We start from the raw sequence: 22,534 nt of genomic DNA on the forward strand, positions 1-22,534 counted from the left end.
GAGACATGCCATGCGCCTGGGCGGAAGGCTTGCCGGAGCCATCGAAATTCTCGCCGACATCGAGACGCGCAGGCGTCCCGTTGCCGATGCGCTGAAGGATTGGGGCCTCGCCCACCGGTTCGCAGGATCCGGCGACCGGTCCGCGATCGGCAACATCGTCTATGACGCGCTCCGGATGAAGCTTTCGCATGCATGGCTGATGGACGACGACAGCGCGACGGCGCTCGGCTATGGCGTGCTGATCCGCCAGTGGGGCATGAGCCCGGAAAGCCTGGCGGTGGAATTCGACGGCGACCGGTTTGCGCCGCCGCCCTTCAGCGAGGCGATGGCGGCCGCCCTTTCGAGCCGCAAGCTTAGCGACGCGCCCGAACACGTTCAGGGCGACATTCCCGACTGGGTGCTGCCTGCCTTCCGGACAAGCTTTGGAGACGACTGGCTGGCCGAGGCGCAGGCGCTCAATGGCCGGCCGTCGCTGGACCTGCGGGTCAACAGCCTGAAGGCGGATCGCGCCAAGGTGCTGAAGGCTCTCGACCGCGCCGGCGCGGAAGCCTGTCGGATTGCGCGGCTGGGGCTGCGCATTCCGCCCGGCGAAGGCCAGTCGCGGCTGCCGAACGTCACGGCCGAGCTTTCATTCCAGAAAGGCTGGTTCGAGGTCCAGGACGAAGGATCGCAGATCGTTGCGGACCTTGCCGGCGCATGCGAGGGCGAACAGGTGCTCGACTATTGCGCCGGCGGTGGCGGCAAGACGCTGGCAATGGCCGCATCCATGGGCAACAAGGGTCAGGTGCACGCCTTCGACGCCGACCGCAAGCGGCTGGCGCCGATCATCGAGCGGCTGAAGCGCGCCGGCACGCGCAACGTGCAGGTTCACGACAACGAAAAGACACTGGCGCAACTCGGCGACCGCTTCGACCGGGTCCTGGTCGATGCGCCCTGCACCGGCACGGGCACATGGCGGCGCCGCCCCGACACCAAATGGCGGCTTTCCGAAAAGAACCTCGAGGAGCGCACCGGCCAGCAGGCCGCAGTCCTGGAGGCTGCGGCGAAATTCGTGCGGCCCGGCGGCAAGCTCGTCTATATCACCTGTTCGATCCTGCCCGAGGAAAACGAGAAGCAGGTTGCCAACTTCCTCGAAAGCCACCCGCAGTTTTCGGCGGTTCAGGCCATGCCGGTGTGGTCCGGCCTCTTTGGCGACGACGCGCCGCGTCCGCATTCGAGCGACGGCAAAAGCCTGACGCTGACGCCGGCATCGACCGATACCGACGGATTCTTCTTTTCCATGCTGGAACGGCGTGGCTGAGACTTTCGTCGCATGCCGACAGGCGCGGTTTGCCGACGCCTGGATGGCCTGCGGCGGCGACAATTCGCAGGCCCGGAATTTTTCCCGCTAATATAACTAGATTATTTGACACCAGTTTAATTTTGCGCGAAGAACGGGCTCCACATCAGGGGACTATGGCTTGCAAGAGCTGAAAGGAGAGATCATGACCCGGACGAGATCCATCGCCGCCACGCTGGCGCTTCTGGCCGCCTCGGTGGCTTTCGTGCTGCCGGCCGGCGCAGAAGAGCCGAAGCCCGCAGCAGCGCAGGAAACGCCTGCCGCAGCGGCGACCGCCGACACGACCGCCCAGACGCCTGCCGAAGACACCGCTGCGAAGGCCGCTGCCGAAGCGGAAGCCAAGGCGACCGCGGAAGCCGAGGCCAAGGCAGCCGCCGAGAAGGAAGCGCAGGCCGCCGCTCAGAAGGTCAAGGACGAAGCTCTTGCCAAGCAGGAAGCAGATGTCGTCAACCACTACATCGAGCTGGCGCGCGCCAAATACGGCGACGCTCTGGAAACCGCCAAGGCGCTTGATGCCGCCATCGACGCCTTCCTGACGCAGCCCAGCAAGGAAACCCAGGACGCCGCCAAGGCCGCCTGGATTGCCGCCCGCGTCCCCTATCAGCAGACGGAAGTCTACCGCTTTGGCCATGCCCCCATCGACGACTGGGAAGGCGACGTCAATGCCTGGCCGCTCGACGAAGGCCTGATCGACTATGTCGACGCCTCCTACGGCACCGAGAGCGACGAGAACCCACTCTACACGGCCAATGTGATCGCCAACAAGACGATCAAGATCAACGGCGCCGATGTCGACGTTTCGGTCATCACCCCCGACCTCCTGAAGAACACGCTGAAGGAAGCCGGCGGCGTCGAGGCCAATGTCTCGACCGGCTATCACGCCATCGAATTCCTGCTCTGGGGCCAGGATCTGCACGGCACCGGACCCGGCGCCGGCGAGCGTCCCTATACCGACTATGTTATCGGCGACGGCTGCACGCACGCCAATTGCGACCGCCGCGCCGCCTATCTGAAGGCTGCCTCGACACTGCTCGTCATCGACCTTGAGGAAGCGGTCGCCATGTGGGCGCCGGACGGCGCTGCCGCCGGACCGGACCTTGCCGATCCGAAGGTGGGCATTACCGCTCTCCTGACCGGCATGGGTTCGCTCTCTTACGGCGAGCTTGCCGGCGAGCGCATGAAGCTCGGCCTGCTGCTGCACGATCCGGAAGAAGAGCATGATTGCTTCTCCGACAACACCTATAACTCGCATCTCAACGATGCGATCGGCATCGCTTCGGCCTATACCGGCGAATACACCCGTCCGGACGGCACCAAGATGACCGGCCCGTCGCTTTCGGCCCTGGTCGCGACCATCGATCCGGCGCTCGACGAAGAGATGCGGACCAAGCTGAACACGACGCTCGACGCCATGCACAAGATGGCCGAGCGCGGCGAAAAGGTCGAGAAGTACGACCAGATGATCGCCGAGGGCAACACCGAGGGCAACGCCGTCGTGCAGGCGGCCATCGATGGCCTGATGGATCAGACCAAGACGATCCAGCGCGTCATCGCCGCCCTGAACCTCGGCAATATCGAGCTCGAAGGTTCCGACAGCCTCGACTCGCCGAACGCCGTCTTCCAGTAATCAGCCAAGGGAAGCCGGCCCTGCGACAACGGGGCCGGCTTCGACTTTCGACATGAACCTCCGTCCGGGCCGTTTCATCGCTTTGTGCCTGTTTGCCGGCGCGGCGGCCCCGTCTGTCCTCTTTGCCGCTTCGGCGGAGGAACTCCCCTTCCCGTCCAAACGGACCGATCTCGACGCTGCCGATCTGGCCCGCGTTTCCGGCGTCACCCGGCCGACCACCGACTTTTCCCGCCCCGAGACCTTCGAGGCCATGCAGGGCGGTGCGCTGACGTCGCGCGAAGCCGTCGGCCGCAATGCCTTTTCGCAGCCGTCCGCCAACCTCGAAGGCGACCAGCCTCTGGATTTCCAGCTCGGCAACGCCCTGTTTCGTAAGTTCTGGGTGGCCTCGCCGTCGTCGACGCAGGCGTCCGACGGGCTGGGGCCGCTCTATAACGCCCGCTCCTGTCAGAGCTGCCATCTGAACGACGGCCGCGGCCAGCCGCCGCGCGCCGACGGCGATGCCACGTCGATGTTCCTGCGGCTGGCGCGACCGGCGGAAACGGAGAAGGAGCGAGCGGCACTTGCCGATCATCTGGCTCTGAATTTTCCCGATCCCGTCTATGGCAAGCAATTGCAGGACGTCGCCGTGCCCGGGATTGCCGCGGAAGGCAAGGTCGCGGTCAGCTACACGGAAGAGACCGTGACGCTTGCCGGCGACGAAACGGTCAGCCTGCGCAAACCGCATTACGAGGCGACCGATCTGGCCTATGGACCGCTGTCCAAAGCGACTACCATTTCGGCGCGCGTGACGCAGCCGATGCTGGGGCTCGGCCTGATCGAGGCGATCGCCGATGCCGACATCCTCGCCCATGCCGATCCCGACGACGCGGATGGCGACGGCATTTCCGGCAAGGCCTCGATCGTCCGCGACCATCTGAGCGGCAAGATCGCCATCGGCCGTTTCGGCTGGAAGGCGCAGAACGCCAGCGTGCGTGACCAGGCGGCCGATGCCCTTTCCGGAGACATCGGCATTTCCTCTCCCGACCGGCCGGACCCCTATGGCGACTGCACGACGGCGGAGACCGCATGCCGGACGGCCGCCAACGGCGTTCAGTTGCGGCTTGGCAAGACCGAAGCGCCGCCACCGGTGCTCGATCTCATCACCTTCTATTCGGAGAACCTTGCGGTACCGGCAAGGCGCGACGTGGATGCCCCCGCGGTGCTTCGCGGCAAGCAGGCCTTCTACCAGGCGGGCTGTGCGGCCTGTCATACCCCGAAGTTCGTCACCCGCCGCGACGCAGGCAGCGCTGTGCAATCGTTCCAGCTGATCTGGCCCTATTCCGATTTCCTGCTGCACGACATGGGAGACGGCCTTGCAGACGGACAGCAGGTGGGATCGGCGAACGGAAGGGAGTGGCGCACGCAGCCGCTTTGGGGTATCGGACTAACCGAGACCGTCAGCGGACATAGCTTCTTCCTGCATGACGGCCGCGCCCGCAATCTGACGGAGGCGATCCTCTGGCATGGGGGCGAGGCGCAGGCGGCCAGGGACGCGTTTGCCGATCTGGCGCCGGACGAGAGAAAATCGCTACTGACATTCCTGGAGTCGCTTTGATGCAAAGAGCCCTTATCGCCACCGCCCTCACCGTTCTGATCGCCGGCGGCTCGATTGCCAATGCGCAGGATGCCAACACGCCACCGCCGTCGCTGAACGAGCAGGCAATCCCGAACGTTCTGGAAAAGGCCGTCGACGGCTTCATCCGGCCCGGCTATCACAAGCTGCACGAGAGCGCCGCAAAGCTGGTCGGCGCCATGGACGCGCTTTGCGCCAGCCCCGACAGCGGCACCTATCAGAGCGCCCTTTCCGCCTATGCCGGTACCGTGGATGCGTGGTCGCGCATCGAGATCGTCCGGGTCGGACCGGCACTCGACAATCATCGCTTCGAGCGCATCCTGTTCTTCCCGGATCGCAAGAGCATCGGCATGAAGCAGGTGCAGGAGGCGATCGCCACCAAGGACAAGACCGCGACGGACCCGAAGACGCTGGCGGACAAGAGCGTTGCCATGCAGGGTCTGGGTGCGCTTGAATTCGTGCTCTATGGTACGGGCTCCGACGAATTGCTGAAAGCGCCCGGCAACTATCGTTGCCATTTCGGCGATGCCATCGCGAAGAACATCGAAGCGATCGCCGGCGAGCTGACGGCCGCCTGGGACGACCCGCAGGGTGTGGCGGCGTCCTGGAAGCAGCCAGGCCCGAACAATCCGGTCTTCCGCGACGGCAATGAGGCGATCACCGCCCTCCTCGGCATCCTCGTTCATGCCGGCGAGACGGTGCGCGACGAGCGGATCGAATATTTCTACGGCGGCGCCAACAAGCAGGACTTCCCACATCGCGCCATCTACTGGCGCTCGCAGCTGACCTGGCCGTCCGTCGAAGCGAATGTCGAGGCGATCGACGACCTCTTCAAGTCGTCCGGCATGGTCGAACTGCTGGATCCGAGCATGCGCTCTATTGCTGGCTCGATCGACTTCGTCACCAATTCCGTGATCAAGGCGGCAAAGGCGATGGACCCCGATATCGACCGGTTGCTTGGCGACGAGAAGAAGCGCAGCAAAATCGAATTCGTGGTCATCAACATGAAGGACCTCGTCTTCCGCCTCAACAATGATTTCGGCGGCGCGATCGGGCTTGGCGCCGGCTTCTCCTTCTCGGACGGAGACTGAGACCTTGGCCTCACGGTTGCTGATCGACCGCAGGGAATTCGTCAAGGCGGCCGGCCTCGCCTTCCTCGGCGGGCTAGCGCCGAAAGCCGCATTTGCGCTGTCGCAAGCGGATGCGGTCTATGCGTCGGGGTTCCGGGCGCCGGACGGGTCCTTCGGCATTGCCACGATATCGGAACGCGGCGAGATCATCGACCGCTCGGGCCTGCCGGACCGCGGACACGGGCTGGCCTACAGCCCGGCGGCAAACCGGATCGCGGTCTTCGCCCGCCGACCGGGCACCTACATCATGGTCATCGACCGGGCGATGCGGGAAAAGCCTGTCGTCATCACCTCCGTCGCCGACCGGCATTTCTACGGACACGGCGCCTTTTCCCCGGACGGGCGGTTTCTCTACGCCTCGGAAAACGACTTCGCCAATGCCCACGGCATGATCGGGGTCTATGACGGCAACGAGGGCTATCGACGCGTCGCCGAATACCAGACCTACGGCATCGGCCCGCATGACCTCACCGTCACGCCGGATGGCCGGACGCTGGTCGTCGCCAATGGCGGCATCGAGACGCATCCGGATTTCGGCCGGACGAAGCTCAATCTCGACCACATGGAACCATCGATCACGCTGGTCGATGCGAGCGACGGACGGCTCATCGAAAAGCACGGCCTGCCCAGGCAGCTTTCCCAGCTTTCCACCCGGCACCTGGCGATCGCCGGCGACGGGCGCATCTGGTTTGCCTGCCAGTATGAGGGGCCGCGCAACGACCTGCCGCCGCTCGCCGGTTTCCTCAACAAGGGCGAGCCGCTGACCTTCGTCGACCTGCCCGACGAGACGACCGTGGCGCTCGCCAATTATGTCGGCGCGATCGCCGTCAACGATCGCGACGGGCTGGTCGGCCTGACATCCCCCAAGGGCGGGAAGCTGGTCAGCATCGACCAGGACACGGGCCAGGTGGTTGCCGAGACGGACATCCCCGACGCCGCGGGAATTGCCGATGCGACGCATGGCTTTGCGGTGTCCAGCTATTCGGGGCAACTGGCCGAGACGAGGAGCCGGGTCAACTGGGACCAGCATCTCGTGCGGGTGAAGGTCGCAGGGGCTGGCTAAAGCGCGGCAAGTCCCCTATTTCTAGATCCATGAAAACCATCTGGATCTACGCTTTCTTCATTCTGATGACGGTCGCCGGCGGTCTGGTGATCGGCATCAGCAATCCGCCGGGCGAATGGTATCAGGCTTTGCAGAAGCCCTTCTTCAATCCGCCCGCCTATGTCTTCGCTCCGGTCTGGACCATTCTCTACGTCCTGATCGGCATTGTCGGGGCGCGGGCCTATCTGCAGCGCGGCCCGGGCGACACGCTGAATCTGTGGTTCGTGCAGCTTGGTTTCAACTTTTTGTGGTCGCCGGCCTTCTTCCGCCTGCAGAGCCCGGCCATTGCGCTTGGTGTCATCGTCCTGCTGCTGATCAGCATTCTGGCGCTGATGATGGCGAGCCGGACGCGCGACCGCCTGTCGGTGTGGTTGCTGACCCCCTATGCGCTCTGGGTTGCCTTCGCGACGCTCTTGAATGCAACGATCGTGTTTTTGAACTGACGGCACAACTGCGCCTTGCCGAATAGCGGCCCGCATGCCAATTTCGCACTTGCGAAGAGGCGGGGAGAGGCAATGCCGAACAGCAATTTCGAAGAGCGTATCCGGCAGAGTTTTTCCCGTCAGGCGGCAATGAGGCTAATCGGCGCGGAACTGACAAGTGTCAGCCAGGGGACGGTGGAAATCGAGCTTCCCTTCGACATGAAGCTCACCCAGCAGCACGGCATCCTGCATGCCGGCGTCATCTCTGCGGCGCTCGATACGGCCTGCACCTATGCCGCCTATACGCTGATCGAACCGGACACTTCCATCCTGACGATCGAGTTCAAGGTCAACCTGATGGCGCCCGGGCGCGGCGAGCGCTTCCTGTTTCGCGGCGAGATCACCAAGCCGGGCACGAACATCATCGTCGCCGACGGGCGCGCCTATGAAATCAGCGACGGGCCGGCCCGACTGATCGCCTCGATGACCGGAACGATGATGGCCTTCCGCGGCCGCGAGGGGTTCGCAGGATGACCTTCGAATTGCATCCAGCATCCGGAAAATCCGTCCTGTTCGTCATGGCTGTCGCCGCCGAATACGGACCTCACCTGCAGGCCCGCTTCAAGCCGCTGATGACCGGTGTCGGCCCGGTGGAGGCCGCCGTCCAGTTGACCCGGACACTGGCGCGGCTGGAAGCCGAAAACCGTCTGCCCGATCTCATCGTCTCGCTCGGATCGGCCGGTTCGGCTGTGCTCGAGCAGACGGAGGTTTACCAGGCTTCCTCGGTCAGCTATCGCGACATGGACGCGTCGCCACTTGGTTTCGAGAAGGGCGTCACGCCGTTTCTGGATCTGCCGCATACCGTCCCGCTTGCACCGGCCATTCCCGGGCTGAAGGCCGCCACCCTTTCCACGGGCGCCAACATCGTTTCCGGGTCGGCCTATTTCGGCATCCCCGCCGACATGGTGGACATGGAGACCTTCGCGGTTCTGCGCGCCGCCATGGCTTTCGACTTGCCGCTGGTCGCCCTCAGAGGCATTTCGGATGGCAAGACGGAACTCAACCACGTCGATGACTGGACGGAATATCTCCATGTCGTGGACGAGAAGCTGGCGGCAGCCGTGGACCAACTCTTTGCCGCGATCACCGACGGTCTGCTGGAGAGAGTGCCGGCCTGACGGCGACCATCGGCTGTGACCGGCAACTGTGGGTTCGAGAAGGCCCGGAAGCAGGACAATTGAGGCAATAAAACCCGGAAATCCGGTATTCCCGGATTGAAAAAAGCCAGCGATTTCTCTAAAGGCTCGCCATGACCCAGACAGCGCACCCCCATCCCGAAACCATCCTGATCATCGACTTCGGCAGCCAGGTCACCCAGCTGATCGCCAGACGCGTCCGCGAGACCGGCGTCTACTGCGAAATCTGGCCGTACCAGAGCGCCGACGAAGGCTTTGCCAAGCTCAATCCCAAGGGCGTTATCTTTTCCGGCGGCCCGGATTCGGTGACCCGCGAGGGAAGCCCGCGCGCACCGCAGGCGGTGTTTGACTCGGGCGTGCCGATCCTCGCCATCTGCTACGGACAGCAGACGCTGGCGACCCAGCTCGGCGGCAAGGTCGAGGGCGGCCATGCGGCGGAGTTCGGACGGGCGGACGTCAACATCCTGAAGGCGTCGCCGCTGTTCGAAGGCTTCTGGGAAGTCGGCGGCAGTTACCCCGTGTGGATGAGCCACGGCGACCGCGTCACGCAGGCTCCTGAAGGCTTCGAGATCATCGGCGTGTCGCCGAACGCGCCGTTCGCGATCTGCGTCAACGAAGAGAAGCGCTACTACACCACCATGTTCCATCCGGAAGTGGTGCACACGCCGGACGGCGGCAAGCTGCTCGCCAATTTCGTGCACAAGATCGTCGGCCTGCATTCCGACTGGACGATGGCGGCCTACCGCCAGGAAATGATCCAGAAGATCCGCGACCAGGTCGGCTCCGAACGCGTGCTCTGCGCCCTGTCGGGCGGCGTCGACAGCTCGGTTGCCGCCGTTCTGATCCACGAGGCGATCGGCGACCAGCTGACCTGCGTCTATGTCGATCACGGCCTGATGCGGCTTGGCGAAAGCGAACAGGTGGTCTCGATGTTCCGCGACCATTTCAACATTCCGCTCGTGCATGTCGATGCTTCTGACCTCTTCATCGGCCAGCTGGAAGGCGAAGTGGATCCGGAAAAGAAGCGCAAGATCATCGGCCGTCTGTTCATTGAGGTGTTCGAGGAACAGGCCAAGAAGATCGCCGAGGACGGCAAGGGTTCGCCGAGCTTCCTCGCCCAGGGCACACTCTATCCGGACGTGATCGAGAGCGTGTCGTTCTCGGGCGGCCCGTCGGTGACGATCAAGAGCCACCACAATGTCGGCGGCCTGCCGGAACGCATGAACATGAAGCTCGTCGAGCCGCTGCGCGAACTCTTCAAGGACGAAGTGCGTGCGCTCGGCCGCGAGCTCGGCATTCCCGAAAGCTTCATCGGCCGCCATCCCTTCCCCGGCCCGGGGCTGGGCATCCGCCTGCCCGGCGGCGTAACCCGCGAAAAGCTCGACATCCTGCGCAAGGCGGATTCGATCTACATCGACGAGATCAAGAAAGCCGGCCTCTACGACGAAATCTGGCAGGCCTTCTCCGTGCTTCTGCCCGTCCAGACCGTGGGCGTGATGGGCGACGGACGCACCTATGACCGGGTGCTGGCGCTGCGCGCCGTGACCTCGGTCGACGGCATGACCGCGGACTTCTTCCCCTTCGACATGAACTTCCTCGGCCGGGTCTCGACCCGTATCATCAACGAGGTCAAGGGCATCAACCGCGTGGTCTACGACGTAACGTCGAAGCCGCCGGGCACGATCGAGTGGGAGTGATCTTCCCGACAGATTGAAGACTGAGGAGGGCGGGACATTCCGCCCTTATTCATGTCCGGCGACTGCACCCCGTGGATGTCCTTCTCTAGGCTCGGACAAGGTTGAAACGCCAGTCTGGCGCGCAGGGAAACCGGCATGCGATGACGCGTGCCCGCGTGAGGACATCGTCTCCATGAATATTCTTGTCGTCGGTAACCAGGGTTATGTCGGGCCGGTGCTGATCAGGCATCTGCGCGAGCGCTTTCCGGAATCGGCGATCTGCGGCTACGACACCGGCTATTTCGCGCATTGCCTGACCGGCGCCACATCAAGCCCGGAGGTGCTGCTCGACGCGCAGTATTACGGCGACGTGCGCAGCTTTCCGACGCATTTCTACGAGGATTTCGACGCGATCGTGCTGCTGGCGGCGATCTCCAACGATCCGATGGGCAACCAGTTCGAGGATGTGACGCGCGACATCAACAACCTCTCCTGCTGCGAGATCGCCCGCGGCGCGGTGGAGGCCGGCGTCGAACGGATCGTGTTCGCATCGAGCTGCAGCATGTATGGCGCGGCGAGCGGCGTGGCGAAGACCGAGACGGACGGGCTCAACCCGCTGACGGCCTATGCCCGCTCGAAGGTCGATACCGAGACCTTCCTCGAACAGCTGGACCAGGACGTGGCTACCATTACGTCGCTGCGCTTCGCCACCGCCTGCGGCATGTCCGACCGGCTGCGGCTCGACCTCGTGCTCAACGATTTCGTCGCCTCGGCTCTCGTGGCAGGCAAGGTTACCGTGCTCTCCGACGGCTCGCCCTGGCGACCACTGATCAGTGTGAAAGACATGGCGCGGGCCATCGAGTGGGCGCTCATCCGCGATCCGGACGAAGGCGGACGCTATCTCGCCGTCAATGCCGGGTCGAACCGCTGGAACTATCAGGTGAAGGATCTGGCGGAAGCCGTGGTTGCGGCCATTCCGAGCTCGGTGCTCGACATCAACTCCGACGCACCTCCGGACAAGCGGTCCTACAAGGTGGATTTCTCGCTCTACGAACGCCTCGCCCCGGATCATCAGCCGCTCGCCACGCTGGAGGGCACGATCGCCGAGCTTGTCGAAGGGGTCAAACGTATCCCTTGGCTGACGGCCGATTTCCGCACGTCGAACTTCATGCGCCTCAACGTCATCAAGGGGCACCTTGAGCGCGGAACGCTCGACAGCAGCCTGCTATGGACCGGCCGATAGAGGGTTTTGCCGTCGGGTGACCTTTTCCGACGCGGTCGCTGCGGCTAAACAGGGCCCGGCAAAACGCAAGCGAGGAAATGGCATGTCCGTCACCATCTACGGGATCAAGAACTGTGACACGATGAAGAAGGCCTTCACCTGGCTCGGCGAGCACGGCGAAGCCTATGATTTTCACGACTACAAGAAGCAGGGCGTGACGGAGGAGAAGCTCCGCGAATGGTGCGTAAAGGCGGGCTGGGACAAGGTGATCAACCGCGCCGGCACGACCTTCAAGAAGCTCGCCGATGAAGACAAGCAGGATCTCGACGAGGCAAAGGCGATCGCCCTGATGGCCAACCAGCCGTCGATGATCAAGCGGCCGGTTCTGGATAAAGACGGCCGGATCGAGATCGGCTTCAAGCCTGACGCATATGCGGCGTTTTTCGCATCCTGAGGCACAGTCATGTCGAAGACGACGCGCGCAACGCAATTTCTGGAGAAGGCCAGGGTTGCCTTCACCGTCCACACCTATGACTACGATCCGAATGTGGCGCGGATCGGAGAAGCAGCCGCCGAAGCGATGGGCGAACATCCCTCGAAGGTGTTGAAGACGCTGATGGCGGAAGCGGACGGCAAGCCGGTGTGCGTGGTCGTGCCGTCGGACAGCGAAGTCAGCATGAAGAAACTGGCATCGGCCTTCGGTGCGAAATCGGCGTCGATGATGAAGCCGGCGGATGCGGAGCGCCTGACGGGCTATCATGTCGGCGGGATCAGCCCCTTCGGACAGAAAAAGCGCGTGCCCACCGCAATCGAGGAGACCGCATTGGAGCACGCGCTTGTCTACATGAATGGCGGTCAGCGCGGATTGCAGGTGCGCCTGTCGCCCAAGGATGCGCAGGTGGCCCTCGGAGCGAAAGCCGCCGCATTGATTGCCTGATGGGCGTCAGATACGGGCGCGACGGCCGCCCGGGCCGGCCAGAAGCCAGACGATGAAGCCGAGCAGCGGGAAGATGATGATGCCGAGAATCCAGAGCAGTTTCTCGACGCCGGAAGCGCCACTGCCGAGGACCTTGATGACCGCGTAAATGTCGGCGATGAGGATCAGCAGCCCTATAATACCATATTCCATGATCGTTCCTTTCAAATGAGCGTCACCTTGCAAACGCGTGGCGACAGGAAAAGTTTCCTCGACGTGCCATCGATCGGGCTTCGACGTCTTCATTTGGATGCAGAAGCACCCTAAGTTCCGAACCATCAATTCAAAGACCATCAGGAAGGCTCTTTCCATGACCGCAATGCCCGACGTCCGCACCGCAATCGATCCCGCCAAACTCGACAAGCTGGCCGAGGTCGCCGTCAAGGTCGGCCTGCGGCTGCAGCGTGGGCAGGACCTTGTCGTCACCGCTCCGATCAACGCCCTGCCGCTTGCCCGCCTCATCAGCAAGCATGCTTACAAGGCCGGCGCCGGTCTGGTCTCGACCTTCTTCGCCGACGAGGAGATGACGCTCGCCCGCTATGCGCATGCGCCGGACGAGAGCTTCGACAAGGCCGCCGACTGGCTCTACGAGGGCATGGCCAAGGCCTATGCCGGCAACACGGCGCGGCTTGCGATTTCCGGCGACAATCCGATGATGCTGTCGGAACAGGACCCGGCCAAGGTGGCGCGCGCCAATCGGGCGATGTCGATCGCCTACAAGCCGGCGCTGGAGCATATCTCGAATTTCGACATCAACTGGAACATCGTGTCCTATCCGAACCCCTCCTGGGCCAAGCAGATGTTCCCCGAGCTTCCCGAGGAAGAGGCCGTCAAAAAGCTCGCCGACGCCATCTTCGCCGCCTCGCGCGTCGATGTCGCAGACCCGATCGCGGCGTGGACCACGCATAATGGCGAACTCGCCAACCGCTCGGCCTGGCTCAACGGCCACCGCTTTTCGGCGCTGCATTACACCGGCCCCGGCACCGACCTGACGCTGGGTCTTGCCGACGGCCATGAATGGTTCGGCGGCGAATCGACCGCCAAGAACGGCATCACCTGCAATCCGAACATCCCGACCGAGGAAGTGTTCACGACACCGCATGCCATGCGCGTCGAAGGCACCGTTTCCTCCACCAAGCCGCTGTCGCATCAGGGAACGCTGATCGACAACATCCAGGTGCGATTCGAAAAGGGCCGCATCGTCGAGGCAAAGGCTTCAAAGGGCGAAGCGGTGCTGCAGAAGGTGCTCGATACCGACGAGGGTGCCCGCCGGCTCGGCGAAGTGGCCCTGGTGCCGCATTCCTCGCCGATCTCGCAGAGCGGCCTGCTGTTCTACAACACGCTGTTCGACGAGAATGCCGCCAGCCACATTGCGCTCGGCCAGTGCTACTCGAAATGCTTCATCGACGGCGCCAAGCTTACGAAGGAGCAGATTGCCGCGCAGGGCGGCAATTCCTCGCTCATTCACATCGACTGGATGATAGGCTCCGACAAGGTGGACATCGACGGCATCAAGCCTGATGGCTCGAAGGTGCCCGTCATGCGCGGCGGCGAATGGGCCTGAACGACCTTATGATCCTCGAATGAACGGAAATCCCGGCTCTCAGGCCGGGATTGCCTTTTTGGCGGGCGCGACCATGGCGAACTGCCCCATGACGACGCTGGCGAAGACGATCGCCATGCCGAGAAGCTTGATGCCGGAGAGCGCTTGATCGAGGAAGACCCAGCCGAGCAGGGTCGCGACGGTGGGGCTCAGCACGCCGAGCAGGGAGACGGCAGCCGGATTGATGCGGCTGATGCCGCGAAACAGCAGGAAATAGGGCAGCACGGTTCCGACAAGGCCGAGATAGAGGAAGCCGCCGATATTGCGCGCGGTCAGCATGGCGACCGGCGGCTCCAGGATGAACGTCAGCGGCACGAGGATCAGGCCGCCCATTGTCAATTGCCATGCGGTGAAGGTGAGGCTCGAGACCGGCGGTTGCCAGTAGCGGGACAGCACGACGCCGGTGGCCATGGAGAGTGCGCCGGCGAGCGCCGCGATGAAGCCGATCATGTCGAATTTTGCGCCCGGTCCGAGGACCAGCAGCGCGACTCCAAAAACACCTGCAGCGCAGGCCGCGACCGCCAGTGGCCGGATGCGGAAGCCGAGCGCGAAGCGGGCGATCACCATGGCGGCGAGCGGCTGGATGGAGCCGACGGTCGCGGCCACGCCACCCGGCAGCCGGTAGGCGGAGATGAACAGCATGATGAAGAAGAAGGAGAAATTCAGCGTCGCCAGGATCGCCACGCGCAGCCACCAGACGCCCGTCGGCAGCTTGCGGACGATGGCGAGCAGCAGAAGGCCGGCCGGGAGCGCCCGCATCAGCGAAATGAAAACGGGGCGGTCCGGCGGCAGGAATTCGGTCGTGATGATGTAGCTGCTGCCCCAGATCATGAAGGCGATGGACGTGATCGCGAGATCCGGGAAGTTGGTGTCATCGTTCATGGCGCACCTATTTATCTTGACTTCAAGATAAATCCATAGCTCCCACTTCTCTTGATATCAAGATATTTTTATGGTGATGCTGCGACATGAAGAAAGATCACGTCGACGCCGTCATTGACCAATGGGCGCATGAACGTCCCGAACTCGATACCGAACCGATGGCTCTGCTGGGCCGGTTTGCCCGCGTCTACAGCCACCTCAGACGGCAACTGGACGATGTTTTCGATGAATACGGCCTCGACCAGGGCAAGTTCGACGTGCTGGCAACATTGCGCCGGGCGGGAGCGCCCTATCGCAAGAGCCCGGGCGAATTGCTGGCGGCGACCATGATCACCTCGGGGACGATGACCAACCGCATCGACCAGCTGGCCAAGCAGGGTCTCGTCGAGCGCATCGCCAACCCCGAGGACAAGCGCAGCGTGCTGATCGGCCTCACGGACAAGGGGTTTTCACTCATCGACGAGGCCGTCGGCGCGCATGTGAAGAACCAGCACCGGCTGGCGGCGCTCCTGAGCAACGAGGATCGCACGGCGCTGAACGATATCCTGCGGCGGTACCTGGCGGAATTCGAAAGCTGACGTCGCGCGCGGCCTGATCCGTCAGAACAGGCTTCCCTGTTTCGGTGGATCGGTCTTCACGGGCTTTGCCGGCGCCTTCCTTGGAGCAGGCTTCGGCGGTGGCGTCTCCGAGCCGCCGACCTCACCCGCCACTGCCTGCACACGTCCATCGGCGAACTCGACCTGGAAAGCCTGTCCTTCGGAAAGCATGGTTGCACGCGGCAGCGGCCGGTTTTCGGCATCGCGGATGACGGCGTAACCACGCGCCAGCACATTCTTGTAGGACAGGGAGTTCAGGACGCGGCCATGGGCCGCCAGCGCGTCCTTGCGCCTCGCAATGCGGATATCGATCGCCCCGTCGGCACGCGCCGACAATGTCTGCACCCGGTCGCGCGACCGTTCCATATGGCCGAGCAGGCGCACCGGCAGCGTGGCGAGGCCGGAGGCGGCCCGCTCATAGCTGCGTCGCTTGTTGATCGTGCTGAGTTCCAGCCCCCTTCCTAGGCGGGCTGCCGCTTCATCGAAGCGCCGGCGCGGCAAGGCCAGCAATTGGTCCAGCGAAGGCAGGGCACGCACGAGCGCCCGCAGCGCCTGGCCGCGATTGTCCATCTGCCGGGAGACCGCCCCTTGCAGGCGTGCCGAAAGGCTTGCGACTTCCGCTTCCAGCTCCGCCTTGACCGGAACGGCGATTTCCGCAGCGCCTGTCGGCGTCGGGGCGCGGATGTCGGCGGCATGATCGATCAGCGTCCAGTCGGTTTCGTGTCCGACGGCCGAGATCAGCGGAATGGTGCTTTCGGCAGCCGCCCGCACGACAATCTCGTCGTTGAAGCTCCAGAGATCCTCCAGGCTGCCGCCGCCGCGCGCGACGATCAGCACATCCGGCCGCGCGATCGGCCCGCCGGGCACAAGCGCATTGAAGCCGCGAATGCCGTTCGCCACCTCCTCGCCCGATCCCTCGCCCTGAACCTTGACCGGCCAGACGACGACATGGACCGGAAAGCGGTCCGAGATACGGTGCAGGATATCGCGAATGACCGCACCGGTCGGCGAGGTGACGACACCGATCACACGCGGCAGGTAGGGAAGCGGCTTCTTGCGCTCCTGATCGAACAGTCCCTCGGCGGCAAGCTTGCGGCGGCGCTCATCCAGAAGCGCCATCAGCGCGCCGGCACCGGCGGGTTCCAGGGTCTCGATGATGATCTGATATTTCGACGAACCGGGAAAGGTGGAAACCTTGCCGGTGGCGATCACCTCCATGCCTTCCTCCGGCTTGAAGCGGAGCCGTGTGAAGTTTCCCCGCCAGATGACGGCGTCGATGCGCGCCTTGTCGTCCTTCAGGGTGAAATAGGCATGGCCGGAGGAATGGGGGCCGCGATAGCCGGAAATCTCGCCGCGCACGCGCACCTGATCGAACGCCGTCTCGATCGTGCGCTTGATCGAGCCGGAGAGTTCGGAGACGGAATATTCGGCCAGGTTGGAGGGCGAATCGGTATCGAAAATGTTGCTCATGGCGCCATCATGCCGAAGCCGCGTAGCACTGAACAGTGGCCTGCCGGCTTCCCCGCCCTTTGGTTGCCAGTCTGGTCGAGGGCTGCAACCAATTGGTTAAATATCATTAAACTTTGATTTATTTTCATCTTATATAACTTATCGCAGGTGATATTTCACAGGCTAATTCTAATGGGTCAAAAGCAACATTTTCTCAGCCGGTTGGTGGAAGCCGACCGACGCGAGACAGAGCGGCGAAATGTGAAGCTGCCGGGCAAGATCTTCTATCTGAAGAAGGGGCTTCGCGGATATTCATCACAGGACTGCATGCTGCTGAACATTTCCGAAGGCGGCTCCATGATCAAGCTCGTCGCGCCAAGCGCCGTGCCGGAGCACTTCTATCTCGTTATCGAGGGCGTGCAGGCAAAATTTCCCTGTGTGCTGATGGGCAAGGGTGGCGAAACAGTCAATCTTCGTTTCGCGCAGGATCTGCCCACGACTTTCGTCGCCCAGTTGGCCAAGCCGCGCTTCTAGGTGCCGCCACACACCTCACCTCGGCACCACTGCCTATAAGGTTACGATCCGGAACGCACCTCGTAGATGCGGATGCCCGACTTCGGATCCGCAGGAAGGGCGCGGAGATAGCTCGGCACGTCACCCTTGGCCAGTTCGGCATAGAGCCCGTCCGGCTCGAGCGTCATGAGATACTCCGTCTGTGGATCGGTGCCGCAGAAGGCGATGTACCTGACATTCGCGTTCCGTAGCAAGGCTTCGGCCTTGCCCGGCTGCGCCATGCCGATATGCAACTCCGCCAGCATGCCGCCGACATTGCGGTGATATGGAGCGGACAGAACGCGGTGCCGGGTGAAGCGCAGGATCGGCGCGCCGACATTCGACGCACTGGCGACATTGCCGGCGGGGAGAGATGCAAGCTGCTGCATTTCGTCCCTCGTGCGGCAGGTCAGCCCGGCGCCGTCCTTGCCATCCATCGCGACGTCGACGCCCCGCAGCTTCTTGTAGACAGGCTCGACAAGCCCCCAGGTGGAAACGGCGGAAAGAAGGACCGTCGCAACGAAGACAAGGCCCAGACCGAGGTTCTGAGGCTCCCGCCTTGATTTCGCGTGAAGCTCGCCGGCGAGCACGGACAATGGCAACAGCGCGAGAAAATTGGCGAAGAACATGGAGCGCAGCTGAATGCAGCCGATGACCAGATTGACCAGCACGAGGGCCAGCATCGTCAGATGCATCCCGACGCGGTCGCGGAGATACAGCCGGGTGAGGCAGACCGCGACGGCGAAGACCGGAACGGCATAATAAAGCCCGATGCTTTCTGGCGCGAAACGCGCTTCGGACACGATCGACTGTGCCTCGGTCACCGAATTCAGCCAAAGCTTGACGAGCATCGGATCGAGATCGGCAAGCGGGTTGTGCAGGCATTGCGGCGCGATCACCAATGCCCCCGTCGTAACGGCCACACCGACACCGGCAAGGGCCGCCAGTCGCACCGGAAAGCGCGCTTCCCCAGCAAAGCGGGCCGCAAGAAACAGCGATGCTCCGCCGATCGCAGTCAGGGAAAAGAAGCCGAGCGAAAGATTGTCACAGGTAACGACGGAATAGCGCGCCGGCGGAATCGTCAGGAAAAACGCCGCGCTGATCGTCGCCAGCAGCGACAGACCGAAGGACTGGGCCGCGACAGACATGTCGTGGCGGCCCTCCCAGAGCCAGTGCAGCGCGACCATGGCGCAGACGGCGGCGATGAACGGTGTCGTTTCCGCACCGATGGCGATCGCCACGCCGGCGCAGACACCCGCGACGGCATAGCTCACCGCTCTCCTTGCGGGATCGAGGAGCATCGCGGCAATCAGCCCCACGAGCACCAGCTGGGCATTGTGATGGTCGATCGCGCCCGGCCGGAAGCGTCCGAACAGCACTGTCGCGAAGATATTGAGCAGGAGAGCCGCATGCAGCGCACGCATGCCGCCGGCCCGGATCGCCGCGAGACCGAGGGTGAACTGAAGGGCGACGGCGAGCAAGAGCGGCCAGGCGGCGACGCCGGCGATCTCCGCGTTTTCCGGAGACAGGAACAGCGAGAAAAAGGAGATGAGGGCGGCAATCGGCAGATCGATGAAGCGCGACCAGTGCATGAGCACGCCGCCGTCGAGGCCGAGGCGGTATTGCATCAAGTCGAACCAGCCCTGACCATTGAGGAAATCGCGGACTTCGACCAGCCGCAGGGCATCGTCATTGTCGGGCCCAAGGTAATCGGTTGCCTTGAACCAGGTCATGGCCACGAGAACCGCAACGAGCACCAGCGCGTAGAACAGGCAGACCGGACCGTACGTGTTGCGGAAGAAGGTCTTCGACCGTGATGGCGACCCGCGATGTAGGGCAGTTTCAGACATCCCGACCAAATCCGTCATCTTTCCGGACCTTCCGCTTGTTCTTGAGACGCCCGAAACCTAGCCTTAACCTTCTCAAGAAATAGTAAAACGGATGATCATATCTGCGCAGGCGCTGCGCGCGCGTTGAACGCCAACCTCGATCGAGCGGACATTATGGGGCAATCCGACACCATCGCCTACAGCATTGCGGTTCTCTTGCCGTGCTACAATGAAGGGCTGACGATCGCGGACGTCGTCAGCGGCTTCAAGCGAACGCTGCCGGGCGCCGACATCTATGTCTACGACAACAATTCGACCGACGACACAGCGCGCAAGGCCAAGCAGGCGGGCGCGGAGGTCGTGCGCGAGCGCAGGCAGGGCAAGGGCCATGTCGTCCGGCGCATGTTTTCCGATATCGATGCCGACATCTACATCATGGCCGACGGCGACGGGACATACGCACCGGAAGACGCCGAGGAGCTTGTCCGCACACTGCTGACCGAACGCGCCGACATGGTGGTCGGCACGCGCCGCGGCGTGCATGACGATGCCGGCCGCCAGGGGCATGCTTTCGGCAACCGCATCTTCAACATCCTGTACCGGACGATCTTCGGCACCGATTTCACCGACATCTTTTCCGGCTACCGGGCCTTCTCGCGGCGCTTCGCCAAGAGTTTCCCGGCGGTCTCCGATGGCTTCGAGATAGAGACCGAAATGTCGGTTCACGCATCCCGGCTGAAGATGCCGGTCTGCGAGCTGGAGCTGGATTACGGGCGCCGGCCCGAGGGCTCGCATTCGAAGCTCTCGACCTTCAAGGACGGCGGCAAGATCCTCTGGATGTTCGCCATGCTGATGAAGGAGACCCGGCCCTTCGTCTTCTTCAGCATCATCAGCGCCTTCTTCATGGCGGCGAGCCTCGCCTTCATGACGCCGGTACTGCTGGAATATTTCGAGACCGGTCTCGTCGACCGTCTGCCGACCTGGGTCCTGTCGATGGCGCTGATGATGATCTCGTTCATGGTCTTCACCGCCGGGCTCATCCTCGATTCGGTCGCGCGGTCGCGCGCGGAGCAGTTGCGCATCCACTACATGCGGCTGCCTGCCCTGTCGGCGCATGAAAGCCGAAAGGCTGATCGAAACGGCGCCTCGGCTCCAGGCCAATCGTCGCCGACAAAGACATCCGCGGACACGGGGAAACGGCGCAAGGTCAGGGCTGCATGAAACGGCTGATCTGGTTCGCCATCGCCGGCGGCAGCGGCTTCGTCACCGATGCTGCCGTCCTGGCGCTGCTGTTGCACGCGACCTCGCTCGATCCGTTCTCGGCCCGGCTGATCGCCATCGCCGTCGCCATGTGCGTCACCTGGCTCCTGAACCGGACATTCACCTTCGGCAAATCCGGACGCCATGTGCTGTCTGAGGGTGCGCGTTACGGCGGCGTCGGCGTGACGTCCGCGATCCTCAACTACGCGATCTATTCGGCCGTTCTCATCGCCTTTCCGACCGTCCCGCCGCTCGCGGCCCTCGTTATCGCCTCTGCCGCCGCAATGGCATTCAGCTACTTCGGCTATTCCCGCTTCGTCTTCCGCAGATAGGCTCTACCACGGCTCGACGGTCACTTCCGGCCACAGCGATACCGCCCTTTCCGCCTTGCGTTCATGGGTCTCGCGGTTGTCGTAATAGCGGTTCGGTCGGATGCGGAAGGAGAACAGGTCGTCGAGGCCGTAAGGCGCTGTGATTTGAAGATCGCCGGCCGTGTCCAGGCGGGCACCGACGCAATAGGCAACCGACGAGAAACGGGATACGGCATCGCGGCAGTCCGCGATCGGTTCGATGTCGAACCCGAAGTGCTGGCCGAACCACAGGTGCACCCGCGCCTGGTTGCGCACCTCCGCAGGCACCGCCATGTCGGAGAACACGCCTGCCGCGCGTCTGATGACATAATCCTCCGCCTCAAAGGTGAGATCGTCATCGTCGAAATAGAAGATGTCGACGTCCTTGATGCCGTGGCGAGACGGACGGTCCGTCAGACGGTTCCAGACCATGTTGTAGAGGGCACCGGCAACGATCCAGCTATCCGGCAGACGCATGCCGTCGAGCCGATGCAAGGCTTCAACAAGCCAATCCTCCGACAGGATGATGTCCTTGAGCGCGGCGGTCTGTTCTTCCGGCGCGGCCCCGGCGAAGCGAAGATGGGTCATGCTGCCGAAGACAGCATGATTCCCGTCATGGGCGCAAAGCCGGAATGAGCGCTCAGACCGCTTCCCAGCCGTCCTTCTCGCTGGCGCGGTAGATGGCGTCGATGAAGAGCTGGCTCTTCCTGGAGCTTTCCAGCGTGACGACTTCGGCGTCTTCGCCGGCCGCCGCACGCGCGAAGGCTTCCGCCTCCAGACGATACTGGCGGCAGTCCTGATAGCGATAGAGGCGCGATTCACCGTGGCTCTGGTTGGTCACCTCGATCTCTTCCGCGCCGTAGCGATCGGCATTGAACGGTGACTTGACCTCGATGAAGCCTTCCGTGCCGTGGAAGACCATGACCTGGCGGGCGGCAAGCTGGGTGGAAATGTAGAAGCTCAGTTCGAACGAGCCGAAATCGGCCCGGACGGACGAGTAGATGTCGGTGCCGAATTCCGGATCGCGCTCGGTCGTCGCCTGCACGCGCAGCGGCTCAATGCCGGTGGAGAAGCGGGTCGTGATCGTCGGGTAGACGCCGATATCCGGGAGACCGCCGCCGCCGAGCGCCGGGATGTTGCGCATGTTGCCGGGATCGCGGTTGAAATAGGTGAAGGCGCCCTGGACATGGCGCAGCTTGCCGATCGCGCCTTCAGACAGCAGCGAACGGACCTTCCGCCAGACCGGCGAATAGGTGACCATATAAGCTTCGGAAATCAGCACCTTGTTGCGGTCGCGCGCGGCGATGACCTCGTCGATCTCGGCGGCCTTCAGCGCGATCGGCTTTTCGCAGAGAACATGCTTGCCGGCGTCGGCGGCCTTGATCGACCATTCGATATGCTGGGCGGTCGGCAGCGGAATGTAGACGGCGTCGATGACGTCGGAGGCCAGCATTTCCTCATAGGAGCCGAAGGCATGCGGGACGGAGAAGCGGTCAGCCATGGCGCGCGCCTTCGACAGATCACGGCTGGCAATGGCCGTCACCACGCAGTTCTCGGCGTCCTGAATGGCCGGAACGACCAGTTCACGGCCGATCTTGGCCGTCGAGAGAATTCCGAAACGCAGCATGTTGACCTCCTAAGTCCCTGTTTCGCGGCAACTTAGTTTCGGCGTCCCCCAAAGGCAATGCCGGCGACGGCGAATTGACAGCGC

General features: G+C 63.2%; 23 protein-coding genes. 17 read left to right on the forward strand and 6 right to left on the reverse strand.

Going from position 1 to position 22,534, the window contains the following annotated elements; all coding sequences use genetic code 11:
• The first annotated feature begins 10 nt into the window (after positions 1-10).
• The 12 genes from NN662_RS17270 (at position 11) to ybaK (ending at position 12,263) form a co-directional block, all read left to right on the forward strand.
• Complete coding sequence (locus NN662_RS17270) at positions 11-1,300, forward strand: RsmB/NOP family class I SAM-dependent RNA methyltransferase (RefSeq protein ID WP_261931454.1); 1,290 nt, start codon at positions 11-13, stop codon at positions 1,298-1,300.
• Between the two features lie 184 nt (positions 1,301-1,484).
• Positions 1,485-2,966, forward strand: a complete 1,482-nt coding sequence (locus NN662_RS17275) for an imelysin family protein (protein WP_261931455.1) — start codon at positions 1,485-1,487, stop codon at positions 2,964-2,966.
• Positions 2,967-3,018: 52 nt separating this feature from the next.
• Positions 3,019-4,560: a di-heme oxidoredictase family protein gene (locus NN662_RS17280; RefSeq protein WP_261931456.1), complete on the forward strand. Its 1,542-nt coding sequence runs from the start codon at positions 3,019-3,021 to the stop codon at positions 4,558-4,560.
• Complete coding sequence (locus tag NN662_RS17285) at positions 4,560-5,669, forward strand: imelysin family protein (RefSeq protein ID WP_261931457.1); 1,110 nt, start codon at positions 4,560-4,562, stop codon at positions 5,667-5,669. The genes NN662_RS17280 and NN662_RS17285 overlap by 1 nt, the downstream gene beginning before the upstream one ends.
• A 4-nt stretch (positions 5,670-5,673) precedes the next feature.
• Entirely contained in the window at positions 5,674-6,771 is a 1,098-nt protein-coding gene (locus NN662_RS17290) for a DUF1513 domain-containing protein (protein WP_261931458.1), read from the forward strand.
• Positions 6,772-6,800: 29 nt separating this feature from the next.
• On the forward strand, positions 6,801-7,253 hold the full coding sequence (locus NN662_RS17295; protein ID WP_261931459.1) for a TspO/MBR family protein: 453 nt from the start codon (positions 6,801-6,803) through the stop codon (positions 7,251-7,253).
• A 72-nt stretch (positions 7,254-7,325) separates the two neighbouring features.
• Positions 7,326-7,766 carry a PaaI family thioesterase gene (locus tag NN662_RS17300; RefSeq protein WP_261931460.1) on the forward strand — a complete coding sequence of 147 codons (441 nt, stop codon included), beginning with the start codon at positions 7,326-7,328 and terminating at the stop codon, positions 7,764-7,766.
• Positions 7,763-8,410, forward strand: a complete 648-nt coding sequence (locus NN662_RS17305; RefSeq protein ID WP_261931461.1) for a 5'-methylthioadenosine/S-adenosylhomocysteine nucleosidase — start codon at positions 7,763-7,765, stop codon at positions 8,408-8,410. The genes NN662_RS17300 and NN662_RS17305 overlap by 4 nt, the downstream gene beginning before the upstream one ends.
• 131 nt (positions 8,411-8,541) lie before the next feature.
• Positions 8,542-10,125, forward strand: a complete 1,584-nt coding sequence (guaA, locus tag NN662_RS17310; protein WP_261931462.1) for a glutamine-hydrolyzing GMP synthase — start codon at positions 8,542-8,544, stop codon at positions 10,123-10,125.
• Between the two features lie 172 nt (positions 10,126-10,297).
• Positions 10,298-11,347, forward strand: a complete 1,050-nt coding sequence (locus tag NN662_RS17315; protein WP_261931463.1) for an NAD-dependent epimerase/dehydratase family protein — start codon at positions 10,298-10,300, stop codon at positions 11,345-11,347.
• Positions 11,348-11,429: 82 nt separating this feature from the next.
• Positions 11,430-11,780, forward strand: a complete 351-nt coding sequence (locus NN662_RS17320; protein ID WP_261931464.1) for an arsenate reductase — start codon at positions 11,430-11,432, stop codon at positions 11,778-11,780.
• Positions 11,781-11,789: 9 nt separating this feature from the next.
• Positions 11,790-12,263: a Cys-tRNA(Pro) deacylase gene (gene ybaK, locus NN662_RS17325; protein ID WP_261931465.1), complete on the forward strand. Its 474-nt coding sequence runs from the start codon at positions 11,790-11,792 to the stop codon at positions 12,261-12,263.
• A gap of 6 nt (positions 12,264-12,269) precedes the next feature.
• Here ybaK and NN662_RS17330 read toward each other — a convergent pair whose 3' ends face one another.
• Complete coding sequence (locus tag NN662_RS17330; RefSeq protein ID WP_261931466.1) at positions 12,270-12,455, reverse strand: PLDc N-terminal domain-containing protein; 186 nt, start codon at positions 12,453-12,455, stop codon at positions 12,270-12,272.
• 157 nt (positions 12,456-12,612) lie between these two features.
• Here NN662_RS17330 and NN662_RS17335 point away from each other — a divergent pair, with 157 nt between their 5' ends.
• Entirely contained in the window at positions 12,613-13,866 is a 1,254-nt protein-coding gene (locus NN662_RS17335) for an aminopeptidase (RefSeq protein ID WP_261931467.1), read from the forward strand.
• 39 nt (positions 13,867-13,905) lie between these two features.
• Here NN662_RS17335 and NN662_RS17340 read toward each other — a convergent pair whose 3' ends face one another.
• On the reverse strand, positions 13,906-14,787 hold the full coding sequence (locus tag NN662_RS17340; protein WP_261931468.1) for an EamA family transporter: 882 nt from the start codon (positions 14,785-14,787) through the stop codon (positions 13,906-13,908).
• An 86-nt stretch (positions 14,788-14,873) separates the two neighbouring features.
• Here NN662_RS17340 and NN662_RS17345 point away from each other — a divergent pair, with 86 nt between their 5' ends.
• Complete coding sequence (locus tag NN662_RS17345) at positions 14,874-15,365, forward strand: MarR family winged helix-turn-helix transcriptional regulator (protein WP_261931469.1); 492 nt, start codon at positions 14,874-14,876, stop codon at positions 15,363-15,365.
• 21 nt (positions 15,366-15,386) lie between these two features.
• Here NN662_RS17345 and xseA read toward each other — a convergent pair whose 3' ends face one another.
• Positions 15,387-16,853, reverse strand: coding sequence for an exodeoxyribonuclease VII large subunit (xseA, locus tag NN662_RS17350; protein WP_261931470.1), 1,467 nt, complete (start codon positions 16,851-16,853; stop codon positions 15,387-15,389).
• A 171-nt stretch (positions 16,854-17,024) separates the two neighbouring features.
• On the opposite strand from xseA, the gene NN662_RS17355 reads away from it, so the two are divergent.
• Entirely contained in the window at positions 17,025-17,366 is a 342-nt protein-coding gene (locus NN662_RS17355; protein WP_261931471.1) for a PilZ domain-containing protein, read from the forward strand.
• A 41-nt stretch (positions 17,367-17,407) separates the two neighbouring features.
• Here the strand turns inward: NN662_RS17355 and NN662_RS17360 are convergent, their stop codons facing one another.
• A complete protein-coding gene (locus NN662_RS17360) occupies positions 17,408-19,234 on the reverse strand; it encodes a hypothetical protein (RefSeq protein WP_261931472.1) in 1,827 nt (608 codons plus the stop codon).
• A 153-nt stretch (positions 19,235-19,387) separates the two neighbouring features.
• Here NN662_RS17360 and NN662_RS17365 point away from each other — a divergent pair, with 153 nt between their 5' ends.
• The gene (locus NN662_RS17365) at positions 19,388-20,434 is read left to right on the forward strand and encodes a glycosyltransferase (protein WP_261931473.1); all 1,047 of its coding nucleotides are present in this window, start codon (positions 19,388-19,390) and stop codon (positions 20,432-20,434) included.
• The gene (locus NN662_RS17370; protein WP_261931474.1) at positions 20,431-20,805 is read left to right on the forward strand and encodes a GtrA family protein; all 375 of its coding nucleotides are present in this window, start codon (positions 20,431-20,433) and stop codon (positions 20,803-20,805) included. Before NN662_RS17365 ends, NN662_RS17370 begins: the two co-directional genes overlap by 4 nt.
• 3 nt (positions 20,806-20,808) lie before the next feature.
• Here the strand turns inward: NN662_RS17370 and NN662_RS17375 are convergent, their stop codons facing one another.
• A complete protein-coding gene (locus tag NN662_RS17375; protein WP_261931475.1) occupies positions 20,809-21,411 on the reverse strand; it encodes a nucleotidyltransferase family protein in 603 nt (200 codons plus the stop codon).
• Positions 21,412-21,463: 52 nt separating this feature from the next.
• On the reverse strand, positions 21,464-22,450 hold the full coding sequence (locus tag NN662_RS17380; protein WP_261931476.1) for a Gfo/Idh/MocA family protein: 987 nt from the start codon (positions 22,448-22,450) through the stop codon (positions 21,464-21,466).
• Between the last annotated feature and the right edge of the window lie 84 nt (positions 22,451-22,534).

This window comes from Rhizobium sp. NRK18 (assembly GCF_024385575.1).
Taxonomy (GTDB): Bacteria; Pseudomonadota; Alphaproteobacteria; order Rhizobiales; family Rhizobiaceae; genus JANFMV01.

Excerpts from the sequence above, each read along its gene's own strand:
- NN662_RS17270 (WP_261931454.1), top strand. The coding sequence starts at position 11 with ATGCGCCTGGGCGGAAGGCTTGCCGGAGCCATCGAAATTCTCGCCGAC.
- NN662_RS17345 (WP_261931469.1), top strand. The coding sequence starts at position 14,874 with ATGAAGAAAGATCACGTCGACGCCGTCATTGACCAATGGGCGCATGAA.
- NN662_RS17375 (WP_261931475.1), bottom strand. The coding sequence starts at position 21,411 with ATGACCCATCTTCGCTTCGCCGGGGCCGCGCCGGAAGAACAGACCGCC.
- NN662_RS17380 (WP_261931476.1), bottom strand. The coding sequence starts at position 22,450 with ATGCTGCGTTTCGGAATTCTCTCGACGGCCAAGATCGGCCGTGAACTG.
- NN662_RS17340 (WP_261931468.1), bottom strand. The coding sequence starts at position 14,787 with ATGAACGATGACACCAACTTCCCGGATCTCGCGATCACGTCCATCGCC.
- NN662_RS17280 (WP_261931456.1), top strand. The coding sequence starts at position 3,019 with ATGAACCTCCGTCCGGGCCGTTTCATCGCTTTGTGCCTGTTTGCCGGC.
- NN662_RS17275 (WP_261931455.1), top strand. The coding sequence starts at position 1,485 with ATGACCCGGACGAGATCCATCGCCGCCACGCTGGCGCTTCTGGCCGCC.
- NN662_RS17320 (WP_261931464.1), top strand. The coding sequence starts at position 11,430 with ATGTCCGTCACCATCTACGGGATCAAGAACTGTGACACGATGAAGAAG.
- xseA (WP_261931470.1), bottom strand. The coding sequence starts at position 16,853 with ATGAGCAACATTTTCGATACCGATTCGCCCTCCAACCTGGCCGAATAT.
- NN662_RS17365 (WP_261931473.1), top strand. The coding sequence starts at position 19,388 with ATGGGGCAATCCGACACCATCGCCTACAGCATTGCGGTTCTCTTGCCG.
- NN662_RS17330 (WP_261931466.1), bottom strand. The coding sequence starts at position 12,455 with ATGGAATATGGTATTATAGGGCTGCTGATCCTCATCGCCGACATTTAC.
- NN662_RS17315 (WP_261931463.1), top strand. The coding sequence starts at position 10,298 with ATGAATATTCTTGTCGTCGGTAACCAGGGTTATGTCGGGCCGGTGCTG.
- NN662_RS17370 (WP_261931474.1), top strand. The coding sequence starts at position 20,431 with ATGAAACGGCTGATCTGGTTCGCCATCGCCGGCGGCAGCGGCTTCGTC.
- NN662_RS17305 (WP_261931461.1), top strand. The coding sequence starts at position 7,763 with ATGACCTTCGAATTGCATCCAGCATCCGGAAAATCCGTCCTGTTCGTC.
- guaA (WP_261931462.1), top strand. The coding sequence starts at position 8,542 with ATGACCCAGACAGCGCACCCCCATCCCGAAACCATCCTGATCATCGAC.
- ybaK (WP_261931465.1), top strand. The coding sequence starts at position 11,790 with ATGTCGAAGACGACGCGCGCAACGCAATTTCTGGAGAAGGCCAGGGTT.
- NN662_RS17360 (WP_261931472.1), bottom strand. The coding sequence starts at position 19,234 with ATGTCTGAAACTGCCCTACATCGCGGGTCGCCATCACGGTCGAAGACC.
- NN662_RS17335 (WP_261931467.1), top strand. The coding sequence starts at position 12,613 with ATGACCGCAATGCCCGACGTCCGCACCGCAATCGATCCCGCCAAACTC.
- NN662_RS17355 (WP_261931471.1), top strand. The coding sequence starts at position 17,025 with ATGGGTCAAAAGCAACATTTTCTCAGCCGGTTGGTGGAAGCCGACCGA.
- NN662_RS17285 (WP_261931457.1), top strand. The coding sequence starts at position 4,560 with ATGCAAAGAGCCCTTATCGCCACCGCCCTCACCGTTCTGATCGCCGGC.
- NN662_RS17295 (WP_261931459.1), top strand. The coding sequence starts at position 6,801 with ATGAAAACCATCTGGATCTACGCTTTCTTCATTCTGATGACGGTCGCC.
- NN662_RS17300 (WP_261931460.1), top strand. The coding sequence starts at position 7,326 with ATGCCGAACAGCAATTTCGAAGAGCGTATCCGGCAGAGTTTTTCCCGT.